Origin of the sequence: Paragemmobacter ruber, from assembly GCF_009908315.1 — a bacterium.
In the GTDB taxonomy this organism is placed as follows: domain Bacteria; phylum Pseudomonadota; class Alphaproteobacteria; order Rhodobacterales; family Rhodobacteraceae; genus Paragemmobacter; species Paragemmobacter ruber.
Window position 1 is genome coordinate 106,639 of record NZ_JAAATW010000004.1, and the last position, 15,784, is coordinate 122,422.

The window sequence follows — 15,784 nt, forward strand, 5'->3', positions numbered from 1 at the left end:
CATGTCTGACGAAATGGATGAAATCTGGGCCCTTTACGCCGATGACGGCGCTCAGGCGCTCGACGCGATGGAAAGCGCGCTTCTGGCGCTGGGCAATGGCGGCAGCGCCGATGCTGCGGCCCATGTCAGCGCCCTGTTCCGCGCCGTTCATACCTTCAAGGGCAATTCCCGCGTGCTTGGCCTTGCCGTGGTGGAAAGCCGCGCCCATTACGCCGAAGACCTGATCGGTCTTGTGCGCGATCAGGGCGTGCCGTGGGACGCCGAGATCAAGGATATCCTGCTTCTCGCCTCCGACACGCTGCGCGTGATGCTGGAAGAAACCGCCGCCACCCGCGCGGACGTGGCGCCTGAATCCTCCGAAGGCCTGATGACCCGGCTGAAGGACAAGATCGCCCGCGCCTCTGGCGCCGCCCCCGCCGACACGCCCGCCGAGACGCCCGCCGAACCCGCGCAGCCGGTCGCCGCGCAGCCCGAACCGCAGCCTGAACCGGTCGCCGAACCCGAACCCACGCCCAAGCCCACCCCGGAACCCGTGGCCGTCGCCGCCGAACCGCAGCCCGGCCCCGCGCCCGCTAGGAAGCGCAAGCAGAAGGCCAGCGCGCCCGCCGAAGCCGCACCTGCCGAGGCCCCCCCCGCCACGCCCCCCGCCGCTCAGGACGCCGCCCCGCCGCCCGCCGAACCCGCGCGCCCGGCGGCCAAGCGTCTGGCCGATGATCCCGCCTATCGCGACATCTTCCGCGGCATGGCCGAAGACGCCACCCGAAAGCTCACCGCCCTGCTCGATACGCCCGGCCCCGATCCGGTAGGCCCCCGCGCCCGGCGCGAGGTGGACAACCTCGCCCATGCCGCCCGGCAGATGGGCCTTGATGACTGGGTCGCCGCCCTGCAGGCCTGCCCCGCCGATCCGGGGGCCGAGGCGATCGCCGCCCTTCTTCTGTCGCTGGCCGACCTTTCCGAACAGACCTTCGGCATCGTCCAGCCCGCCCAGCCCGAAACCGGCGCCCCCGCGCCCGCCTTCTTTGACCGCATCCGCGATCCGCTGGCCGAAATCGCCCGCTTTGGCACCGGCTTCTTCTGCGGTGAAACGCCCGATCCGCAGATCGTGGCCGACCGCGTGGCCGAGATCCGCGCCGCCGCCCATGACGCCGGCTATGCCCGCGCCGAAGAGGCCGCCGCCCGCATCCCCGCCGCTGCCACCGCACAGGAATTCCACGCCGCCGAACTGCGTCTCTACGAAGAACTCGCCGCTATCGAGGCCGTCCTTCCCGATGCCGCCCGCGCCTCGGGCATCAGCCCGCGCGAAATGCTGCAGGTCTGGTGCGCCGAACACGTCTTCTCCACCCTGTCGGAACTCGAGGCGACGCTCGACCGCCTCAAGACCACGACCGATCCCGATACTGATTACCTCCGCATCGACCGCCTGCTGCGGCTGGTTTTCTACGCCTGCGGCCATCACCGGGTGGAAACGGCAGGCCAGCTGTCCATGTCGCTGATCGACCTGTTCTCGCGCCTGCACGCCCGGGGCGAGACACCCGATCCCATCCTCGCCCATGTCGCGCGCGGTTTCATCGACACGATCGAACTTGTTTTCGACGCGATCACGCAGGGCCAGACCCCCGACACCGCCTCACTCGAAAAACTGTTCGAAGAGGCCTCCAACATCTGCTTCGTGCAAGGCGGCCTGATGACCGCCTCCGCCATCGAACGCCGCCTTGGCCTGCCCAAGGAATTCCACCGCGTCCTGTCGCCCGAAAGCGTGCGCGCCGCGTCCGAGGCGATCGAGGAAGGCCTGCGCTTCTTCATCGTCCGGGCCGACATCAACAGCGACGAACGCCTGGCCGAGGCCTTCATCGGCTGGCTCTCCTCGGGCTCTGCGCGCTCCATCACCAACGTCACCGTCTTTCAGGGCGACGAGACGCTGTTCGACTTCCTCCTCGCCTCCGCGCAGGATGAGGCGGGGCTCTCCGGCGCCATCGCCGCGATGGATCCGTCGGGGCGCCAGTTGCGCCTGACCCGGATGCTGGTGCCCACATCCGAGACGCCGGAAACCGCCCCCGCCGACCCCGAGGCCGCGCTGGCCCAGATCCCCCAGCCCGGCATCAGCGCCGAAATGGTGGAACAGATCGGCGAAATCGCGGCCAGCCAGTCGATGATCAGCCACATGCTGACCGAACTCGCCGAGAATGATCTGTTCGATGGTCTGGATGCGCTGGTGCGCAGCCACGGCAATGATTGGAAACGCGCCCGCGCGCAGGCCCGCGCCGTGCTCACCCGGCACACCACGCGCCTGCAGGAACTGGCGCAGCTGGAAACCCAGCTTGTCGGCCAGATCACCCGGCTTCAGGAAGAAACCGTCCAGATCCGGTCGCGCCGGATCGAGACGATCTTCCGCCCGCTCGAGGCATTCATCCAGACCCATTCCCGCCGCAACCGGCGCGAAGCGGCGATGTCCTTCGCCGGGGGCGAACTGACGCTGGATCTGACCATCCTTGAAAACCTGCGCCGCATCCTGCGCAACCTTGCCGTCGCCCGGCTGGAATCCGGCCCGGGCGCCCCGCGCAAGCTGCACATCTCTTTCCACCGGGATGAAGAACGCGTCCTCGCCATCTTCGAAGATGACGGCAGCGCCGCCGATCCCACCCCCGCGATGGAAGAGGTCCGCGCCGCCATCACCCGCATGGGCGGCGAGTTGCGGCAGGTCGCGCTGCCCGGCACGGGGATGCGCTTCCACGTCTCGCTGCCGTTGGCCATGGTCGTGCTCGAAGGCATGGTGGTGGGCGTCGATGGCGTGCGCTACGTCGTGCCGGTCGATGCCATCCGCACCATCCTGCAACCCGATGCCGAAAAGCGCTTCCGTGTCTCGGCCGCCGAGGGGCGCGAGATGCTGCGCATCGGCAAGGATGAGATCGTCCCGATCCAGGCGCTGCCCGGGCCGCGCGGCCTGATCGAGGGGCCGGAAACCGGCCCCGCCGCGCGCCGCCATGTCTTTGTCGTCCTGGGCGTTCACGGCCGCTCTGTCGCCGTCCCGGTGGACGAGCTGATCGGTCAGCAGCTGGTGCTGCTGCGCCCCCTGAAAGGCGTGCTTTCGGGCGTGCAGAACATGACCGGAATCGCGCTTCTTGCGGGTGGCGATGTGGGTATGGTGGTCTCGGCCAACCTGCTCTGCGCTGCCCATGCGCCCACCCACAGCGTCGATACATCCTTGCGGATGTAGGCTGTCCAGACCCGGATGCCGCCTCCCGCGGCATCCGTATCGCTCCTCAGTTTACCCATCAAGAATCACCCAAGTGGACGTTATAATTAAGGAAATCAACCACGCGAGATGGCAACGGAAACGACCCCGCTCCCACCCCGCCAGTTCCTTAAAGGTCCACCATGCAAGCGATCCGCAAGTTCTTTCCCGCGCAGACCCAGGCCGAAGCCGCCCCCCAGCCGTTCGAGCGCGCGCCGCTGCACGCCGCCGTCCTGTCGGACCGTCCCGCCCGCCTGATGGCCGCCCTCGCGCTGCAGGGCATCGCTGCGGTGGATGCCGCCGATTGCGATCTTGCGCTTCTGCTGCGCGACGCGCCCGACATGCTGGTGATCGACCTTGATCCCGCCCACATCCCCGCCCGCCGCATCGCCCTTCTGGTGGCACAGTTGGGCTGGCTGCGCCGCGATCTGGTGGTTGCCGTTTCGCGCCGCTGCGCCCCGCAGGCACGCGGCTTCGCCATCGACGTGATCTTCGACGCCGATGCCGATCCCGACACGCTCAGCCTCGGCCTGCACGAGGCCGCGCGCCTGCTGCGCCACTCCCGCCTCCGCCCGGTCGAGGCCGCCGCCCCCCGCCACGCGGTCCTGCACCATCAGGCCCCGCGCCGCGCGCGCCTCTTCGGCTGATTGCACCACACCGGCGCTGCATCAGGGCGGGTCACCCGGCAGGGTGGCCCGCCCTTGCACATCCGGCCTGCCACGGCGGCGCGCCCGACCCCACCCGTTCGGACACCCCGCCCAGCCTAAAACCCAGCCCGGACAAGCCGTTTCTCTTTGCATGACCGGCAGTTACCGCCCATCGAAAGGACCCGTGCCATGACCTTCCTCAATGCCCGCGCCCAGTACCGCCGCACCGACAATGGCGAGGCGCTGGCCGTCGAAAGCCCGCATGGCATCATCCTCGTCACGCTGCGCGAATTGGAACGCTCGCTCCGCGTCCTCGCCGCGGCCGAGCCAGAGCGGTCCTATCCCGCCCAGCATATCAACCGCGCCTTCACCGCGATCTACATCCTGCAATCCAGCCTCGATTTCGAAAAGGGCGGCGAGATTTCGGACAATCTCTTCAGCGTCTATGAATACTGCCGCCTCCGCGTGGCCGAGGCGTTCCGCCGCGAAGCCACGCCCAAGATGGCCGAATGTGCTGACCACATCGCCAGCCTGCTCGAAGCCTGGCAGCAGATCGGCGCCGTCCGCACCGGAAACGCGGCATGACCACCGCCCCCGATCCCGTCGATCTTGAACTTGCGGTGATGGCCGGCACCCTGCAATCGGCCATCGCGGCCGAAGATGTGGTGCAGATCCTCGTCACCACCGCCGCGCTGGATCGCATGGCCCGCTGCCTCGGCCCCCATCAGCAGACCGCCGCCAGCCATGCGCGCGATGTCGTCTCGCAGGCGCTCACCGCGCTCGAGGCTGCGGTGCAGCAGGGCCGCCGCGAACCGCTTCAGACCCGCCTCATGCGCGCCGCCTACACGGGGCAGGCGGGCGGGGGCCGATAGGGGATCGCCATATGGCCGACCTGTCCCCCGAACCTGGCCTCGCGCCACCCGAACCCTCGCCCGCCGCGGGGCAGGGGGCGCAGGCAGCCATGCAAAAAGGGGCGCCAGACCTGCCGCCCCCCTGCACCCGATGCCTCAACATCCGCTGGTTCCTGATCGCCGCCGCGCCGCTGCTGGCGCTCGGCTTTGCCGATCCGGTGCTGACCGACCGGCTCTTGCGCAACCTGCCCGACCTGCGCCAGCTTGTCCTGTGGTTCCCCCTCGTGATCGTGGGAACCTTCCTGCACCGCCTGCTCAGCTGGCGTCGGCAGCAAGACCGCTGACCTTGCCCGACAAGGGCGCCAGCAACCCCGCCAAGGGCAGCAGATGCCGCCGCTTCGGCCGGTCCGCGTGGTCAAAGACCACACATTCCACGGCCATGCCCGGCACCACCACACCCTGCGCCATGGCCTGCATTTCCTTGTGATCCGGTTCGTGGCTCATCCAACCCTCCTGCCATTGTCCTGTGGCAGGGGGTCTGCAAGTTCCATGCCGCGCTAGCGCATGACCAGGGACGTGATCAGCACCTCATCCACCGGCTCGGGCCAATCCTCGCTGCCGATCACGTCATTCACCGCCGCCCGCACCCGGCCCGGCAATTCGGCATGTATCCGCTGGCTTTCCGCGCCTTCCGCCACCATATCCTGCGCGGTCCGCACCACGGCCGCCTCGATCAGGCCGATCTGCGCCTGCACCCGCGTGGTCAGCCCCAGCAACTCTTCCGTCGAACCCCGCACGGCAAAGGTCAGCCCCGCCTCCATGCGCGGCCCGCCCTTCTGCAACGAAATCGTCAGCACATCGGTCAGCGGCACATAAAGGCGCGGCCCACGCGGCGTCTCTTCCGGCTCCGGGGCCGCCTCTACCGCATCGCGCCACGGCAGCGCGGGCGCCTCGCGCAGCAGCACGGTCGCAAGACCCACCAGCGTCGTGCCGCCCACCAGCGCAAAACCCGCCACGACCGGCCAGATCATGCCCCTTGCCTCCCGTGCCATCCGCAATCCATGCCTTTCCCCTGCGCTTGCCCCCTCAGTTACGGCCGAACCGGGCAAAGCCTTAGGCCCCGCCCGCCCGCGCGCCCGGGGCATCCTTTTTTCACGCCCGTCGCTAAAACGGACGTATGCGCTGCCGTTCCAGCCATGGCAGAGAACCGTCATCAGGGAAGGGCCGTGCAGATGAAAGAGAGGATGTCCCGGGCGCTCGTTCCCGTCATCTCTCGCCTGCCCAGCCTGTCCCGCCTGCGCCATGCCGTGGCGCATTACGGCGCAGCCGCGCCTGCCGTTCCGGCCAGCCCGCCCCGCGACTATGATCTGGTGCGCTTCGAAACCCATCTGCGCAACCGCGATCAGGTGGAACGCTTCCTGCCAGACATCCTTGGCCGCGCGCTGGCCCGCATCTGGATCGACCCCGGCTTTCGCGACAGGTTCGGCGCCGATCCCGTGGGAACGCTGGCCGATTACGGGGTGTTCCTGCCCGACAGCATCGAGATCGACTTCGTCACCGAAGGCACCACCCGCCCGCAGGTCGTGGTTTATGAACGGCCCTTCCCGAAGATGCCGCGCAAGCGGCTGCTTTACCTGCAGCTCATCCTGACGGCCGCCAAATGATGCGCCCGGCCTTCCTCGCGCTGCTCCTGCTGCCGACACCGGCCCTCTCGGCGCCCGAGGCGGCGCCCACCGCTGCGCCGGCCGCATCGGCGGGGGCCGCCGCATCCCCAACGCTCGCGGCCGCCATCGCCGCCCTGCGCGATGACCGCGCGCCCGAAGCCGCGCAGATGTTCCTGACACTCGCCCGCAGCGGTGCGCCCGACGCGCAGTTCAACCTTGCGCTCCTCTATGCCAAGGGCATCGGCGTGCCCCAGAACGACCGCGAGGCGCTCTATTGGGGTTGGCGCGCGCGGCTGGCCGGCATCCCCGCCGCCATCGCGCTGATCGACAGCCTGCAACCCACCGCGCCCGAGGATCTGCGCATCGACATCGCCGCCCGCATCGCGGCCGATCTCGATCCGCGCATCGCGGCGGGCGAGGGGCGGGCGATGCTCGAACGCTCGGTCCTGCTTCTGGACCTGCTGCCCGACCCCGATCTTCAGGGCGCCTATGTCTGGCAGGCGCTCTCTGCCGCGCTGGGCACGCCCAACGCGCCCGCCGCGCGCGATGCCACGCTTGCCCGGATCGACCCGAAGGACCGCATCGCCGCACAGGATGCCACGCTGGCCCAGCTGCGCGATCTCTGCGCGGCAGGGATCGACGCCCCCGCCCTCTGCGCCACGCTGCCCTGACAAGGGCAGACACCCCATATCGTCCCGATGAAATGGACCAAGTGAAAGGGGCCAAGTGAAATGGCCAAAGCGAAAGGGGTCGGACGGTGGCACCCGTCCGACCCCTCATCCTGACCTCGCGGTCACGCCTGCAGCGAAATTTAGTGCTTGCGGAACATCGCGATCGTGGCGGCCGTATCCCGCGTCAGCCCCAGCTCGCGCCCGATGTCATCAGGCTCCAGCCCGCGCTGCGCCATCTGGATGGCCTGCTCGATCATCCGCTCGCCCGCCAGCCATTCCACATCCGATTTCAGATGCTGGATATCCGCCTTCAGCCCGGCCAGCGCCACGGTCAGCACATCGGCCTGCCGCCGCGTCTGTTCGGCAATCATGCCCTCCATCCGCGCGGCCAGCGCCGCCGCCACCTCGGGCGCGGACACAAGGCTCGCGGCAGGAACGGCGTCCGTCAGGTCATGGGGCAGGTCATCGGACAGGTCGGCCACCGATGCCTCGGGGGCAAACTCCACGGCTTCCGCCCGCTGGCGCATCCGCCACAGGCCAACCGTCACAAGCGTTACCCCTGCCGTCATCGTGGCCAGCAGGGCGGCAATCAAGCCAAGTGTCATGGCGTCTTTCTCCGGATCGTCAGCAGGTCAGCGGGGGCGGATCACGAAACCAGTTCGAGATAGTTATCGAACAGGCTTTCGGTAATCGCCTCCAGATCAATGGGATACTTACCCTGGGCGATCGCCTCCTTGATCTCCGCCACGATCGTCAGATCAATGGGGGGACCGGATTTCAATTCGTCCGGCAGGGATGCCGCTGCCGGGCTCAGCGTCACACTGTCGCCCGCAGCAGTGGGAACAGCCGACGCGGAACCCCCCGCAGCGGACCCTTGAACCGGCAGGCCTGCATCTTCCCCCGGGCGCGAAATGCGCGGGCGTGCGGCGGATGTCGAGATTGGGTCTACCATGAGAACCTCCGTTTAGCTGTCATAACGGATCTTTTTCAGCGCATGTTAGTCTGGGCCATCACAGAATTTTGGCCCGTCACCACAACTTTCACTTCGCGCTGGCTCGACAGGTTCAGAACGCGGATCACGTCGCCCATTCCCCCGTCCTCCAGCGCCTCGGCCGGGGCCGAAACCGCAAGGCCCCCCGCCCGTGCCACCAGCACCACGGGGTTGCCCTTGGCCACCATCCAGACCGGCTCCAGCTGCCGCAGCAGCACGGGCCGCCCCTCGCCGATGGCCGCCTTCGTCCGCCGTCCGATCACCTGCGCGGGATCGGTGAAGATCCCCTCGGGGCTGCGCGCGCCTGCCGGGGCGAGGGTAAGGTCCTCTGCCGTCAGCATCGCGCCGCGCGCCACGCTGCGCGCCAGCGTCACCACCATGCGCTCCCCCTCGTCGCCCCCGGGCGCCATGCGCGTGGGCGCGGCGGCGCCCGTCCGCACTGCCCGGCTCCAGACCGGGGCGGCACAGGCCACCTCGGCGGTGGCCCAACTGCCTTGCCGCGGGCGCACCTCCGGCACGGTCGTGCAGGGCGGGAAGGCGCGCATCGGATCGGCGAATTCGGGCACATCCTCGCCCGCCGCCGCCATCGCCGCGCGCACCAGACGGCCCACCTCGGCCCCCGGCACACCCGCCGCATAGTCCATCGCCGCCACGGGCGAGGCCAGCATCAACCCGAGCACGACGCCCCTCATTGCCCCGTCTCCACAAAGCGCACGGGCCGCCCCGCAAAGGCGCGGGCCGGGCGGCCCGGGTCCAGCGGGCGCAGCACCGCGCGATCCGCGCCCAGTTCCACGATCTCCAGCATTTCGGTCGAATGATCGGCATCGGCGGTAAAGGCGATCGCCCCCCGCGTCAGGCCCTGATTGCGGCCCACCCCGGCCACGATCTTGCCGCCCGAAACCGACAGATGCGCCGTCACGGGCTTGCAGGTCTCGATATCCAGAAGCGCGTCCATCTCCGCCTCCACCCCGGAAGTCAGCCGCGCTGCCAGTTGCCGGCGGTCCGGCTCGAAGGCCGCCGCCGCGCGGCCAAAGGGGGAAACCCCGGGCAGCGAGACACTGCGCCGGATCGTCTGGCGCGATTCCGTCCCGTTCGCGGCGATCAGCACCATCTCGGCCGCCATCCGCAATTCGGGCCGCGCGCCAAGGCCGCCCACCTCGATCACCACCACCGGCACGAACCCGTGCTGCCCCTCGCGCAGCCGCACCGAACCGCGCGTCAGCGCGGCATAGTCAAACCGCTCTTCCGCCGCCGACAGCCGGGGCAGGGGCCGGTCGGTCACCCGGACCAGACGCGTCGCCGGATGGGCCTCCACCCGTTTCACCAGCGCCTTCGCCACCTCCATCGCCAAGGGCTCGGTCCAGGCGGGCGCGTCGGGTTCCACCCGGATCAGCGGGCCATAGACCACCACCTCAAGGTTGCGGCGCCGGGCGCATTGGCCCGATTGGCCAAGCCCCACCACCGCCTCGATCACGGCTGTCCACGTCCCGCCATTCTCCGTCAGGCTGATCACCTCATGCCGGATCACCCGCCCCACGGGGCGCACGATCAGCAGGTCGGATGTGACCACGCTCTTGTCCACCACCGTATGCCCTTGAACCGACGCGCCCCCCGACAGCGCCGCCTGCAGCAGCGCATCCGCCACCGCGCGGCGTCGCGCGCTGGCGGCATCCTCGGCGCCCGACTGGATGGCAAAGCCCGTGGCCCGCACCACCAGCCCCTCCGCCGCCCAGACGGGCAGCGCGGCCAGCATCAGGATCAGCGCGACGGCAAAGCGCATCACACGCGCCCCTTCAGCGCGCGCACGATATAGGCCACCGTCTCGCGGTCCAGCACCATCTCCACCTCATAGCTGTCGCTGCCCGACGGCGCGACGCGCACCGTGCGCGCCCCGCGCAGCGTGCCTTGCACCACGGCGGCCAGACTGTCATCGCGCACCACCGCCGCATGGATCGTCGTGGTCGCGTTGATGCGGATGCCATGCACCTGTTCCGTCAGATCGCGCAGCGCATCCATCCGTGCCGCGCGGATCGCCATCAGGCGCTTTTCATTCGTCGTCTTGCCCGGCTGGCCGGAAATCTGCGCAAAGCCCAGCCCCTTCAGGGGCCGCGCCTCATCCGATGCCATCGTCGCGGGCGCGGGCGGCGCGCCCATGCGGTCGGCCGCATCCAGATTGTCCTTCACCTCGGCCAGCTGCACCGTCTGCGCGGTCGCGCTCAGGGGCAGGGCATCGCTCGCCGTCTCGGGCGTCGTCGGCGTGCAGGCCCCCAGCAGAACGCCAAGGATCAGGGAAATCAGCAGGGCATCGGCAAGGCGCATCGCAGGCCTCCTTCTCGCAGGTCTCGGTCGCCCGCTCCCTGCAATCGGCGTGCCAAGCCGCGGCCCTGCGCCCGACGTGCAAATCCTGCCCCCATCCCCCGGCATGGCACGCCGTTTGCACAGATCCCGCCGAAGACGAACCCCAGAACGGGACAGCCCAGCATGACCGCCACATCCCCTTGCCCACGGAAAGGACACCGCGCATGAGCGCCGCCTCCACCCGTACCGGCGCCGGTGCCATCGCAGGCGGCCTCGCCCTGCCCATCGGCATCCTCGCCATCATCGCGATGATGGTCCTGCCGCTGCCCGTGGTCCTGCTCGACGTGTTCTTCGTCGCCAATATCCTGCTGTCCTTGGTGATCCTGATGGTCGCCCTCTACAGCTACCGCCCGCTCGATTTCTCCAGCTTCCCCAGCCTCCTCCTGATCGCGACCGTGTTCCGCCTCGCGCTCAACGTGGCCTCCACCCGCATCGTCCTGGCCGAAGGTCACAACGGCCACGACGCCGCCGGTCAGGTGATTCAGGCCTTCGGGAACTTCGTCATCGCGGGCAATTTCGTCGTGGGTCTTCTGGTGTTCACGATCCTCGTGATCATCAACCTCGTCGTCATCACCAAGGGCGCCTCCCGCGTGTCCGAAGTGTCGGCGCGCTTCACGCTCGATGCCATGCCGGGCAAGCAGATGGCGATCGACGCCGATCTGAACGCCGGTCTCCTCACCCCCGATCAGGCGCGCGAACGCCGCGCCGAAGTCGCGGCCGAGGCCGATTTCTACGGTGCGATGGATGGGGCGGGCAAATTCGTCAAGGGCGATGCCTTTGCCGGCATCCTGATCCTTGCCATCAACATCATCGGCGGCATCCTGATCGGCACGCTGCAGCACGATCTCAGCATCGGCGAGGCGTCCGAGGTCTACCTCGTCCTCACCATCGGTGACGGTCTCGTTGCGCAGATCCCGGCGCTCCTTCTGTCCATCGCCACCGCGATCATCGTCACCCGCGTCTCCTCCTCGCATGATATGTCGGGCCTGATCGCCAAGCAGATCCACCTGCGGCAGGCCTGGCTGCCCGTCGCGGGCGTCATGGCGATCATCGGCATCGTCCCGGGTATGCCCAACGCGATGTTCCTGCTCTTTGCCGCCATCGCGGGCGTGCTGGCATGGTTCGGGGCCCCCGACATGGGCAACACCCCGGCCGAGAAAACGCCCGACGGCAAACCCGCCGCCCCCGGGGCCACGGCCGAGGCCGCCCGTCCGGGAACCGAGGCGATCACCCCCGATGACGTGGCCGACCATGCCGCCGTCTCGCTCCAGATCGGCTATGCCCTCATCCCGCTGGCGGGCGAAGGCGGCGGCGCGCTGGTGCAGCGCATCACCGCCATCCGGCGCGAGGTGTCAAAGGCCATGGGCTTTGTCGTCCCCGGCGTCCGCATCCGCGATGATCTGACGCTCACCCCCAACCAGTACCGCATCCGCATCGGTCAGGCGATCCGGGGCGAAGACGTGGTCTATCCTGACCGCAAACTCGCCATCCCCGGTGCCAATTCCACGCGCAAGCTCAAGGGAATCGACGTCAAGGATCCCTCCTTCGGTCTCGATGCCGTCTGGATCCTGCCCCATCAGCTGCCCGAGGCCGAGGCCGACGATCACGTGGTGGTGGAACCCGAATCCGTCATCGCCACTCACCTGTCGCAGCTTCTCTACAAACATGCGGGCGATCTGATCGGGCCGGATGACGTGCAGGCGCTGCTCGACACGCTGGCCCGCGTCTCGCCCACGCTCGTCAACGCGGTGGTCCCGAAACTCGTGCCGCTGCACACCGTCACCGCCGTCCTGCGCGTGCTTCTGTCCGAACGCATCCCGGTGGGCGATCTGCGCCGCATCCTCGAAGGCGTGGCCGAACTCGCCCCCCGCAACCTTTCCGCGGCCGATATGGCCGAGGCGCTGCGCCCCATGCTGATCCCGCTCCTGTTGCAGCAGATGGTGCCGATCAACACGCCCCTGCCGCTGATCACGCTGGATGCGGAACTGGAACAGCTTCTGATCCGCGCCCGCCGCCAGAATGACGAAGGGCTCGTCCTCGACACCGGGCTTGCCGGCACGCTGGTCAAGTCGATCTCCGACGCGCTGGAACAGGCGACAGGGCAGGGCAAGCAGGCCGTCATCATCGTGGCGGGCCAGTTGCGCCGCAGCTTCGCGCAATTCCTGCGCCCGCACCTGCCCGATGCCATCGTCATGGGCATCAACGAACTGCCCGAATCCCGCCGGGTCGAGGTGGTGGCCTCCATCGGCGGCCAGCAGCAGCTGCCCCGCATGGCGCAGCCCACCGGGCAGCAACCGCAGATGATGGGGGCTGACAGATGACCGCGATCACCGTCCGCGCCCCCGACAGCCGCAAGGCGATGGAGGAACTGCTCCGCCGTCTCGGCCCCGATGCGCTGATCCTGTCCACGCGGCATGTGAACGGCATGGTGGAAATCTCGGCCCTGCCGCCGGATGCCGATCCGGCCAGCCTGCCGCCGATCCCCGCCCCGGCCGCCACTCCGGCCCCGGCCTTCATCCCCAAATCAGACCCGGCCAGCTTTGCCGCCGCGCTACAGGCCTCCGCCCGCCGCGCCGCCGCCAGCGCCCCCGCCGCCGATCCGGTGGAAACCCTCTCGCGCAGCCTCCTCCTGCCGGAAGGCCTGGCCGAGGATTGGCCCACCCGCATCCTCATCGCAGGCCCGCCCGGCGCGGGCAAATCCATGCTTGCCGCCCGCATCGCCGCGCGGCTGATGCTGGCCGAACCCGGCATCCGCCCGCAGGTCATCGCCCCGGTCCCCGCCACGCTGCTGACCGAAGAACGCCTGCGCGGCTGGTGCCGCCTCATGGGCCTCACGCTGGAACGCCCGGGGATCGCCGCCGCCATGGCGCTGCCTGACCCCAGTCCCGCCACGCCCCAGATCATTGACCTGTCCGATTGCCCCGGCGATGCCACAGCTCTCGCCGCGCGGCTGACCGAAACCCCGGGGGCCGAGGTCATCCTCTGCCTGCCCGTCGGCCTGCACCCGGCCCGCGTCGAACGGCTTTGCCAGGATTGGCGCGCGCTTGCCCCCACCGTCACGCTCACCGGCCTCGATCAGTGGTGGCCGGAACGCGACGAATTGCAGGCCATCGCCCGCACGGGCCTCAAACTCACCCGCATCGCCGCTGGCACAGGGCTGATCGACGCCCTCTCCCGCCCCGGCGCTGCCGATCTTCGAACCTGGGCCTCCGGCTGGTCCGCCGCCGTATCGGAGGCTGCCGAATGACCCGCTTTCCCGAACTTTCCAAGAAAGGGCGCGAATGATGCTCGCCAAACGCTATGCCGAACAGGACGGTCCCTCGCCCGAGAAACTGGTCCGCACGCATATGGACCTTGTCCGCAAGATCGCCTGGCACATGCACGGCCGCGTCGGCCGCATGGCCGAGATCGAGGATATGCTTCAGGTGGGCTATATGGGCCTTGTCGATGCCGCCCAGCGCTACACCCCGCGACAGGGCGCCACCTTCGCCGCCTATGCCGCGATCCGCATCCGGGGGTCCATCATCGACTACCTCCGCGCCTCCTCCTCGCTCTGCCGCGCCACCATCGTGATGCAACAGCGGATGCGCGCCTCGGTGCTGAAACTGGAACAGCAGCTTCTCCGCGCCCCGGAAAAGCACGAAATCGCCGCCGACATGGGCATCACCGTGGCCGAGCTTGAAGATTGGCAAACCCAGTTCGGCGCCAGCTCGATCAAATCGCTGGACGAGGTCTATTCCGATCACTCCATGCTCTTCTCCGACAACAACCGCTCTGTCGAAGACAAGATGCAGCAAGACCAGATGCGCAAGATGCTGCGCCGCGCCCTGGGCGACCTGCCCGAGCGCGAGGCGATGGTCCTGCAACTCTATTTCGTGGAAGAACTCAACGTCTACGAAATCGCCGAGATCCTCGGCGTCACCACCGGCCGCGTCAGCCAGATCAAGAAGGCCGCCGTCGGCCGCCTGCGCGAAAGTATTTCCGCCATGGAAGGTGAATGACTGCTCACAAACGCAACTGAAAAACCCGCGGGCACAAACCCGCGGGTTTCTTTCTGTCCACCGCCAGCGCGTGGCGTCAGCCAAAGACCGGCGTCACCTCCGACCCTGCCGCGATCCGCTTTGACCATTCATGCACATCCGCCCCGATCCGATCCGCCAGATCGGGGATCGCCGCAAAGGCTGCCTGCGCCGAAAAATCGCGCGGTGCATCGGGGCTGATATGGCTTGCGTCGAACACGCGCCACATGCCATCGGCCCCCTTCGCCTCGGCGAAATCGGGCGTGCCGCGCACCGACCAGCCCATCCCGTACAGATCATAGACAAACTCGCCCGGCTCGTGGCTGGCGTCGCGGTTGTGGATCATGTGCATCCGCACGTAATCGAAGGTCGCGTTGCGCGTCCGCTTGATGATCTCGGCCGCCATCTCGGGCCAGCCTTCCTCCAGCCCGTTCTCCAGCAGCACCCAAGGCGCCCCCGATCCGGTAATGCGGAAGGCGAACTTGTCGGTCTCCTCATCCCGGGCGATGTCATGATGCACCTCGCCGATGCGCAACCGCGCCATGGTGTGGAACTCTGCCGCCGCTTGCGGCGCCACTTCGACCGGCATCAGCATCACCGGCGCCTCGGCGGGCGCTTCCGCCTCCACCGTCTTGGGATTGGCCAGCCGGAAGCCATGCGTATACAAGATGTCCCGCGCCGTCGGCGTCAGCAGCAGCTTGCCCCCCGACATGTCGGCCAACCCGGCGATGCGCATGGCCATCGCCTCGCCCGAACCGGGCACCCGCCCGGCGGCATAGCGCAGAAGGCCCGTCACCGCAGGCGATACCGCGCCATCCTCGACCTCGGCCAGATCTTCCATCAATCCCAGCGACTGCCGCGCCATGGCGCGGATTGTCGATGCCGCCATCCCGATCCCGCGCGACAGGATCTCTGCCAGCAGCCGCAACTGCGCCAGCGCCGTTTCCGACAATTCGCGCGGCACCTCATCCATCAGGCACAGCACGCCCAGCATCCGCCCATCCAGCGACCGCAGCGTGAACCCGGCCCAGAAGGCCAGATCCGGCAGCCCCGCCGCCTGCATCTCCTGCCGCAGCGACGGCCCGCTCAGCTGCGCCTGTCCGCGCCCGTCCGGCAGCAGGGCAGCCGGCAGATCGCGCACGCCATAGAGCGGCGGAAAGAAGGAAAGCCGCGCCTCGCCCGTCTCGGCATCTTCCAGACGGATGCAGGCCCGCGCACAGCCCGAAATCGACCGCGCCAGTTCGGCGACCGATGCAAAATCCTCCGGCTCCACAGAAAGCCGCGGCGCACGCGGTGCCTCGGATGGGACGGGGTTCAAACCATAAAGATGGGCCACTGCCATTCCTGCCTC

General features: G+C 68.6%; 18 protein-coding genes. 10 read left to right on the top strand and 8 right to left on the bottom strand.

The window, feature by feature from the left end:
• Window position 1 precedes the first annotated feature (1 nt).
• From GU920_RS16535 to GU920_RS16555, 5 genes are all read left to right on the top strand, one after another.
• Complete coding sequence (locus GU920_RS16535) at window positions 2-3,214, top strand: Hpt domain-containing protein (protein ID WP_161768401.1); 3,213 nt, start codon at window positions 2-4, stop codon at window positions 3,212-3,214.
• A 161-nt stretch (window positions 3,215-3,375) separates the two neighbouring features.
• The gene (locus GU920_RS16540; RefSeq protein ID WP_161768227.1) at window positions 3,376-3,879 is read left to right on the top strand and encodes a hypothetical protein; all 504 of its coding nucleotides are present in this window, start codon (window positions 3,376-3,378) and stop codon (window positions 3,877-3,879) included.
• A 189-nt stretch (window positions 3,880-4,068) separates the two neighbouring features.
• Window positions 4,069-4,464, top strand: coding sequence for a flagellar export chaperone FliS (locus GU920_RS16545; protein WP_161768228.1), 396 nt, complete (start codon window positions 4,069-4,071; stop codon window positions 4,462-4,464).
• On the top strand, window positions 4,461-4,751 hold the full coding sequence (locus GU920_RS16550) for a hypothetical protein (RefSeq protein WP_161768229.1): 291 nt from the start codon (window positions 4,461-4,463) through the stop codon (window positions 4,749-4,751). Before GU920_RS16545 ends, GU920_RS16550 begins: the two co-directional genes overlap by 4 nt.
• A gap of 11 nt (window positions 4,752-4,762) precedes the next feature.
• On the top strand, window positions 4,763-5,074 hold the full coding sequence (locus GU920_RS16555) for a hypothetical protein (protein ID WP_161768230.1): 312 nt from the start codon (window positions 4,763-4,765) through the stop codon (window positions 5,072-5,074).
• On the opposite strand, the gene GU920_RS16560 is transcribed toward GU920_RS16555, so the two are convergent.
• The gene (locus GU920_RS16560; RefSeq protein WP_161768231.1) at window positions 5,046-5,234 is read right to left on the bottom strand and encodes a hypothetical protein; all 189 of its coding nucleotides are present in this window, start codon (window positions 5,232-5,234) and stop codon (window positions 5,046-5,048) included. The two genes, GU920_RS16555 and GU920_RS16560, sit on opposite strands and share 29 nt — an antisense overlap.
• 53 nt (window positions 5,235-5,287) lie before the next feature.
• Window positions 5,288-5,761, bottom strand: coding sequence for a hypothetical protein (locus GU920_RS16565; RefSeq protein ID WP_161768232.1), 474 nt, complete (start codon window positions 5,759-5,761; stop codon window positions 5,288-5,290).
• 201 nt (window positions 5,762-5,962) lie between these two features.
• Here GU920_RS16565 and GU920_RS16570 point away from each other — a divergent pair, with 201 nt between their 5' ends.
• Complete coding sequence (locus GU920_RS16570; RefSeq protein ID WP_161768233.1) at window positions 5,963-6,394, top strand: hypothetical protein; 432 nt, start codon at window positions 5,963-5,965, stop codon at window positions 6,392-6,394.
• Window positions 6,391-7,065, top strand: coding sequence for an SEL1-like repeat protein (locus GU920_RS16575; RefSeq protein WP_161768234.1), 675 nt, complete (start codon window positions 6,391-6,393; stop codon window positions 7,063-7,065). Before GU920_RS16570 ends, GU920_RS16575 begins: the two co-directional genes overlap by 4 nt.
• A 140-nt stretch (window positions 7,066-7,205) precedes the next feature.
• Here the strand turns inward: GU920_RS16575 and GU920_RS16580 are convergent, their stop codons facing one another.
• Genes GU920_RS16580 through GU920_RS16600 form a run of 5 tightly spaced genes read right to left on the bottom strand, consistent with a single transcriptional unit; the run spans window position 7,206 to window position 10,375 of the window.
• A complete protein-coding gene (locus GU920_RS16580; RefSeq protein WP_161768235.1) occupies window positions 7,206-7,670 on the bottom strand; it encodes a hypothetical protein in 465 nt (154 codons plus the stop codon).
• Between the two features lie 41 nt (window positions 7,671-7,711).
• The gene (gene flgM, locus GU920_RS16585) at window positions 7,712-8,017 is read right to left on the bottom strand and encodes a flagellar biosynthesis anti-sigma factor FlgM (protein WP_161768236.1); all 306 of its coding nucleotides are present in this window, start codon (window positions 8,015-8,017) and stop codon (window positions 7,712-7,714) included.
• A gap of 35 nt (window positions 8,018-8,052) precedes the next feature.
• Complete coding sequence (flgA, locus tag GU920_RS16590) at window positions 8,053-8,748, bottom strand: flagellar basal body P-ring formation chaperone FlgA (RefSeq protein ID WP_161768237.1); 696 nt, start codon at window positions 8,746-8,748, stop codon at window positions 8,053-8,055.
• A complete protein-coding gene (locus GU920_RS16595) occupies window positions 8,745-9,836 on the bottom strand; it encodes a hypothetical protein (protein WP_161768238.1) in 1,092 nt (363 codons plus the stop codon). The genes flgA and GU920_RS16595 overlap by 4 nt, the downstream gene beginning before the upstream one ends.
• Window positions 9,836-10,375, bottom strand: coding sequence for an LPP20 family lipoprotein (locus GU920_RS16600; RefSeq protein WP_161768239.1), 540 nt, complete (start codon window positions 10,373-10,375; stop codon window positions 9,836-9,838). The genes GU920_RS16595 and GU920_RS16600 overlap by 1 nt, the downstream gene beginning before the upstream one ends.
• 203 nt (window positions 10,376-10,578) lie before the next feature.
• On the opposite strand from GU920_RS16600, the gene flhA reads away from it, so the two are divergent.
• From flhA to GU920_RS16615, 3 genes are read left to right on the top strand one after another with little or no spacing between them, the layout of a single operon-like run.
• On the top strand, window positions 10,579-12,735 hold the full coding sequence (gene flhA, locus GU920_RS16605) for a flagellar biosynthesis protein FlhA (RefSeq protein WP_161768240.1): 2,157 nt from the start codon (window positions 10,579-10,581) through the stop codon (window positions 12,733-12,735).
• Window positions 12,732-13,661 (top strand): hypothetical protein, encoded by a 930-nt coding sequence (locus GU920_RS16610; RefSeq protein ID WP_161768241.1) that lies wholly within the window; start codon window positions 12,732-12,734, stop codon window positions 13,659-13,661. The genes flhA and GU920_RS16610 overlap by 4 nt, the downstream gene beginning before the upstream one ends.
• 34 nt (window positions 13,662-13,695) lie before the next feature.
• Complete coding sequence (locus tag GU920_RS16615) at window positions 13,696-14,415, top strand: sigma-70 family RNA polymerase sigma factor (RefSeq protein ID WP_161768242.1); 720 nt, start codon at window positions 13,696-13,698, stop codon at window positions 14,413-14,415.
• A gap of 76 nt (window positions 14,416-14,491) precedes the next feature.
• Here the strand turns inward: GU920_RS16615 and GU920_RS16620 are convergent, their stop codons facing one another.
• Window positions 14,492-15,775 carry a hypothetical protein gene (locus tag GU920_RS16620; RefSeq protein WP_161768243.1) on the bottom strand — a complete coding sequence of 428 codons (1,284 nt, stop codon included), beginning with the start codon at window positions 15,773-15,775 and terminating at the stop codon, window positions 14,492-14,494.
• Window positions 15,776-15,784: the final 9 nt, after the last annotated feature.

What these genes read in the sequence shown, in the direction of transcription:
- GU920_RS16565 (WP_161768232.1), bottom strand. Translation starts at nt 5,761, where the DNA reads ATGATCTGGCCGGTCGTGGCGGGTTTTGCGCTGGTGGGCGGCACGACG.
- GU920_RS16620 (WP_161768243.1), bottom strand. Translation starts at nt 15,775, where the DNA reads ATGGCAGTGGCCCATCTTTATGGTTTGAACCCCGTCCCATCCGAGGCA.
- GU920_RS16555 (WP_161768230.1), top strand. Translation starts at nt 4,763, where the DNA reads ATGGCCGACCTGTCCCCCGAACCTGGCCTCGCGCCACCCGAACCCTCG.
- GU920_RS16550 (WP_161768229.1), top strand. Translation starts at nt 4,461, where the DNA reads ATGACCACCGCCCCCGATCCCGTCGATCTTGAACTTGCGGTGATGGCC.
- GU920_RS16540 (WP_161768227.1), top strand. Translation starts at nt 3,376, where the DNA reads ATGCAAGCGATCCGCAAGTTCTTTCCCGCGCAGACCCAGGCCGAAGCC.
- GU920_RS16610 (WP_161768241.1), top strand. Translation starts at nt 12,732, where the DNA reads ATGACCGCGATCACCGTCCGCGCCCCCGACAGCCGCAAGGCGATGGAG.
- flgA (WP_161768237.1), bottom strand. Translation starts at nt 8,748, where the DNA reads ATGAGGGGCGTCGTGCTCGGGTTGATGCTGGCCTCGCCCGTGGCGGCG.
- flhA (WP_161768240.1), top strand. Translation starts at nt 10,579, where the DNA reads ATGAGCGCCGCCTCCACCCGTACCGGCGCCGGTGCCATCGCAGGCGGC.
- GU920_RS16575 (WP_161768234.1), top strand. Translation starts at nt 6,391, where the DNA reads ATGATGCGCCCGGCCTTCCTCGCGCTGCTCCTGCTGCCGACACCGGCC.
- flgM (WP_161768236.1), bottom strand. Translation starts at nt 8,017, where the DNA reads ATGGTAGACCCAATCTCGACATCCGCCGCACGCCCGCGCATTTCGCGC.
- GU920_RS16570 (WP_161768233.1), top strand. Translation starts at nt 5,963, where the DNA reads ATGAAAGAGAGGATGTCCCGGGCGCTCGTTCCCGTCATCTCTCGCCTG.
- GU920_RS16600 (WP_161768239.1), bottom strand. Translation starts at nt 10,375, where the DNA reads ATGCGCCTTGCCGATGCCCTGCTGATTTCCCTGATCCTTGGCGTTCTG.
- GU920_RS16560 (WP_161768231.1), bottom strand. Translation starts at nt 5,234, where the DNA reads ATGAGCCACGAACCGGATCACAAGGAAATGCAGGCCATGGCGCAGGGT.
- GU920_RS16595 (WP_161768238.1), bottom strand. Translation starts at nt 9,836, where the DNA reads ATGCGCTTTGCCGTCGCGCTGATCCTGATGCTGGCCGCGCTGCCCGTC.
- GU920_RS16580 (WP_161768235.1), bottom strand. Translation starts at nt 7,670, where the DNA reads ATGACACTTGGCTTGATTGCCGCCCTGCTGGCCACGATGACGGCAGGG.
- GU920_RS16615 (WP_161768242.1), top strand. Translation starts at nt 13,696, where the DNA reads ATGATGCTCGCCAAACGCTATGCCGAACAGGACGGTCCCTCGCCCGAG.
- GU920_RS16535 (WP_161768401.1), top strand. Translation starts at nt 2, where the DNA reads ATGTCTGACGAAATGGATGAAATCTGGGCCCTTTACGCCGATGACGGC.
- GU920_RS16545 (WP_161768228.1), top strand. Translation starts at nt 4,069, where the DNA reads ATGACCTTCCTCAATGCCCGCGCCCAGTACCGCCGCACCGACAATGGC.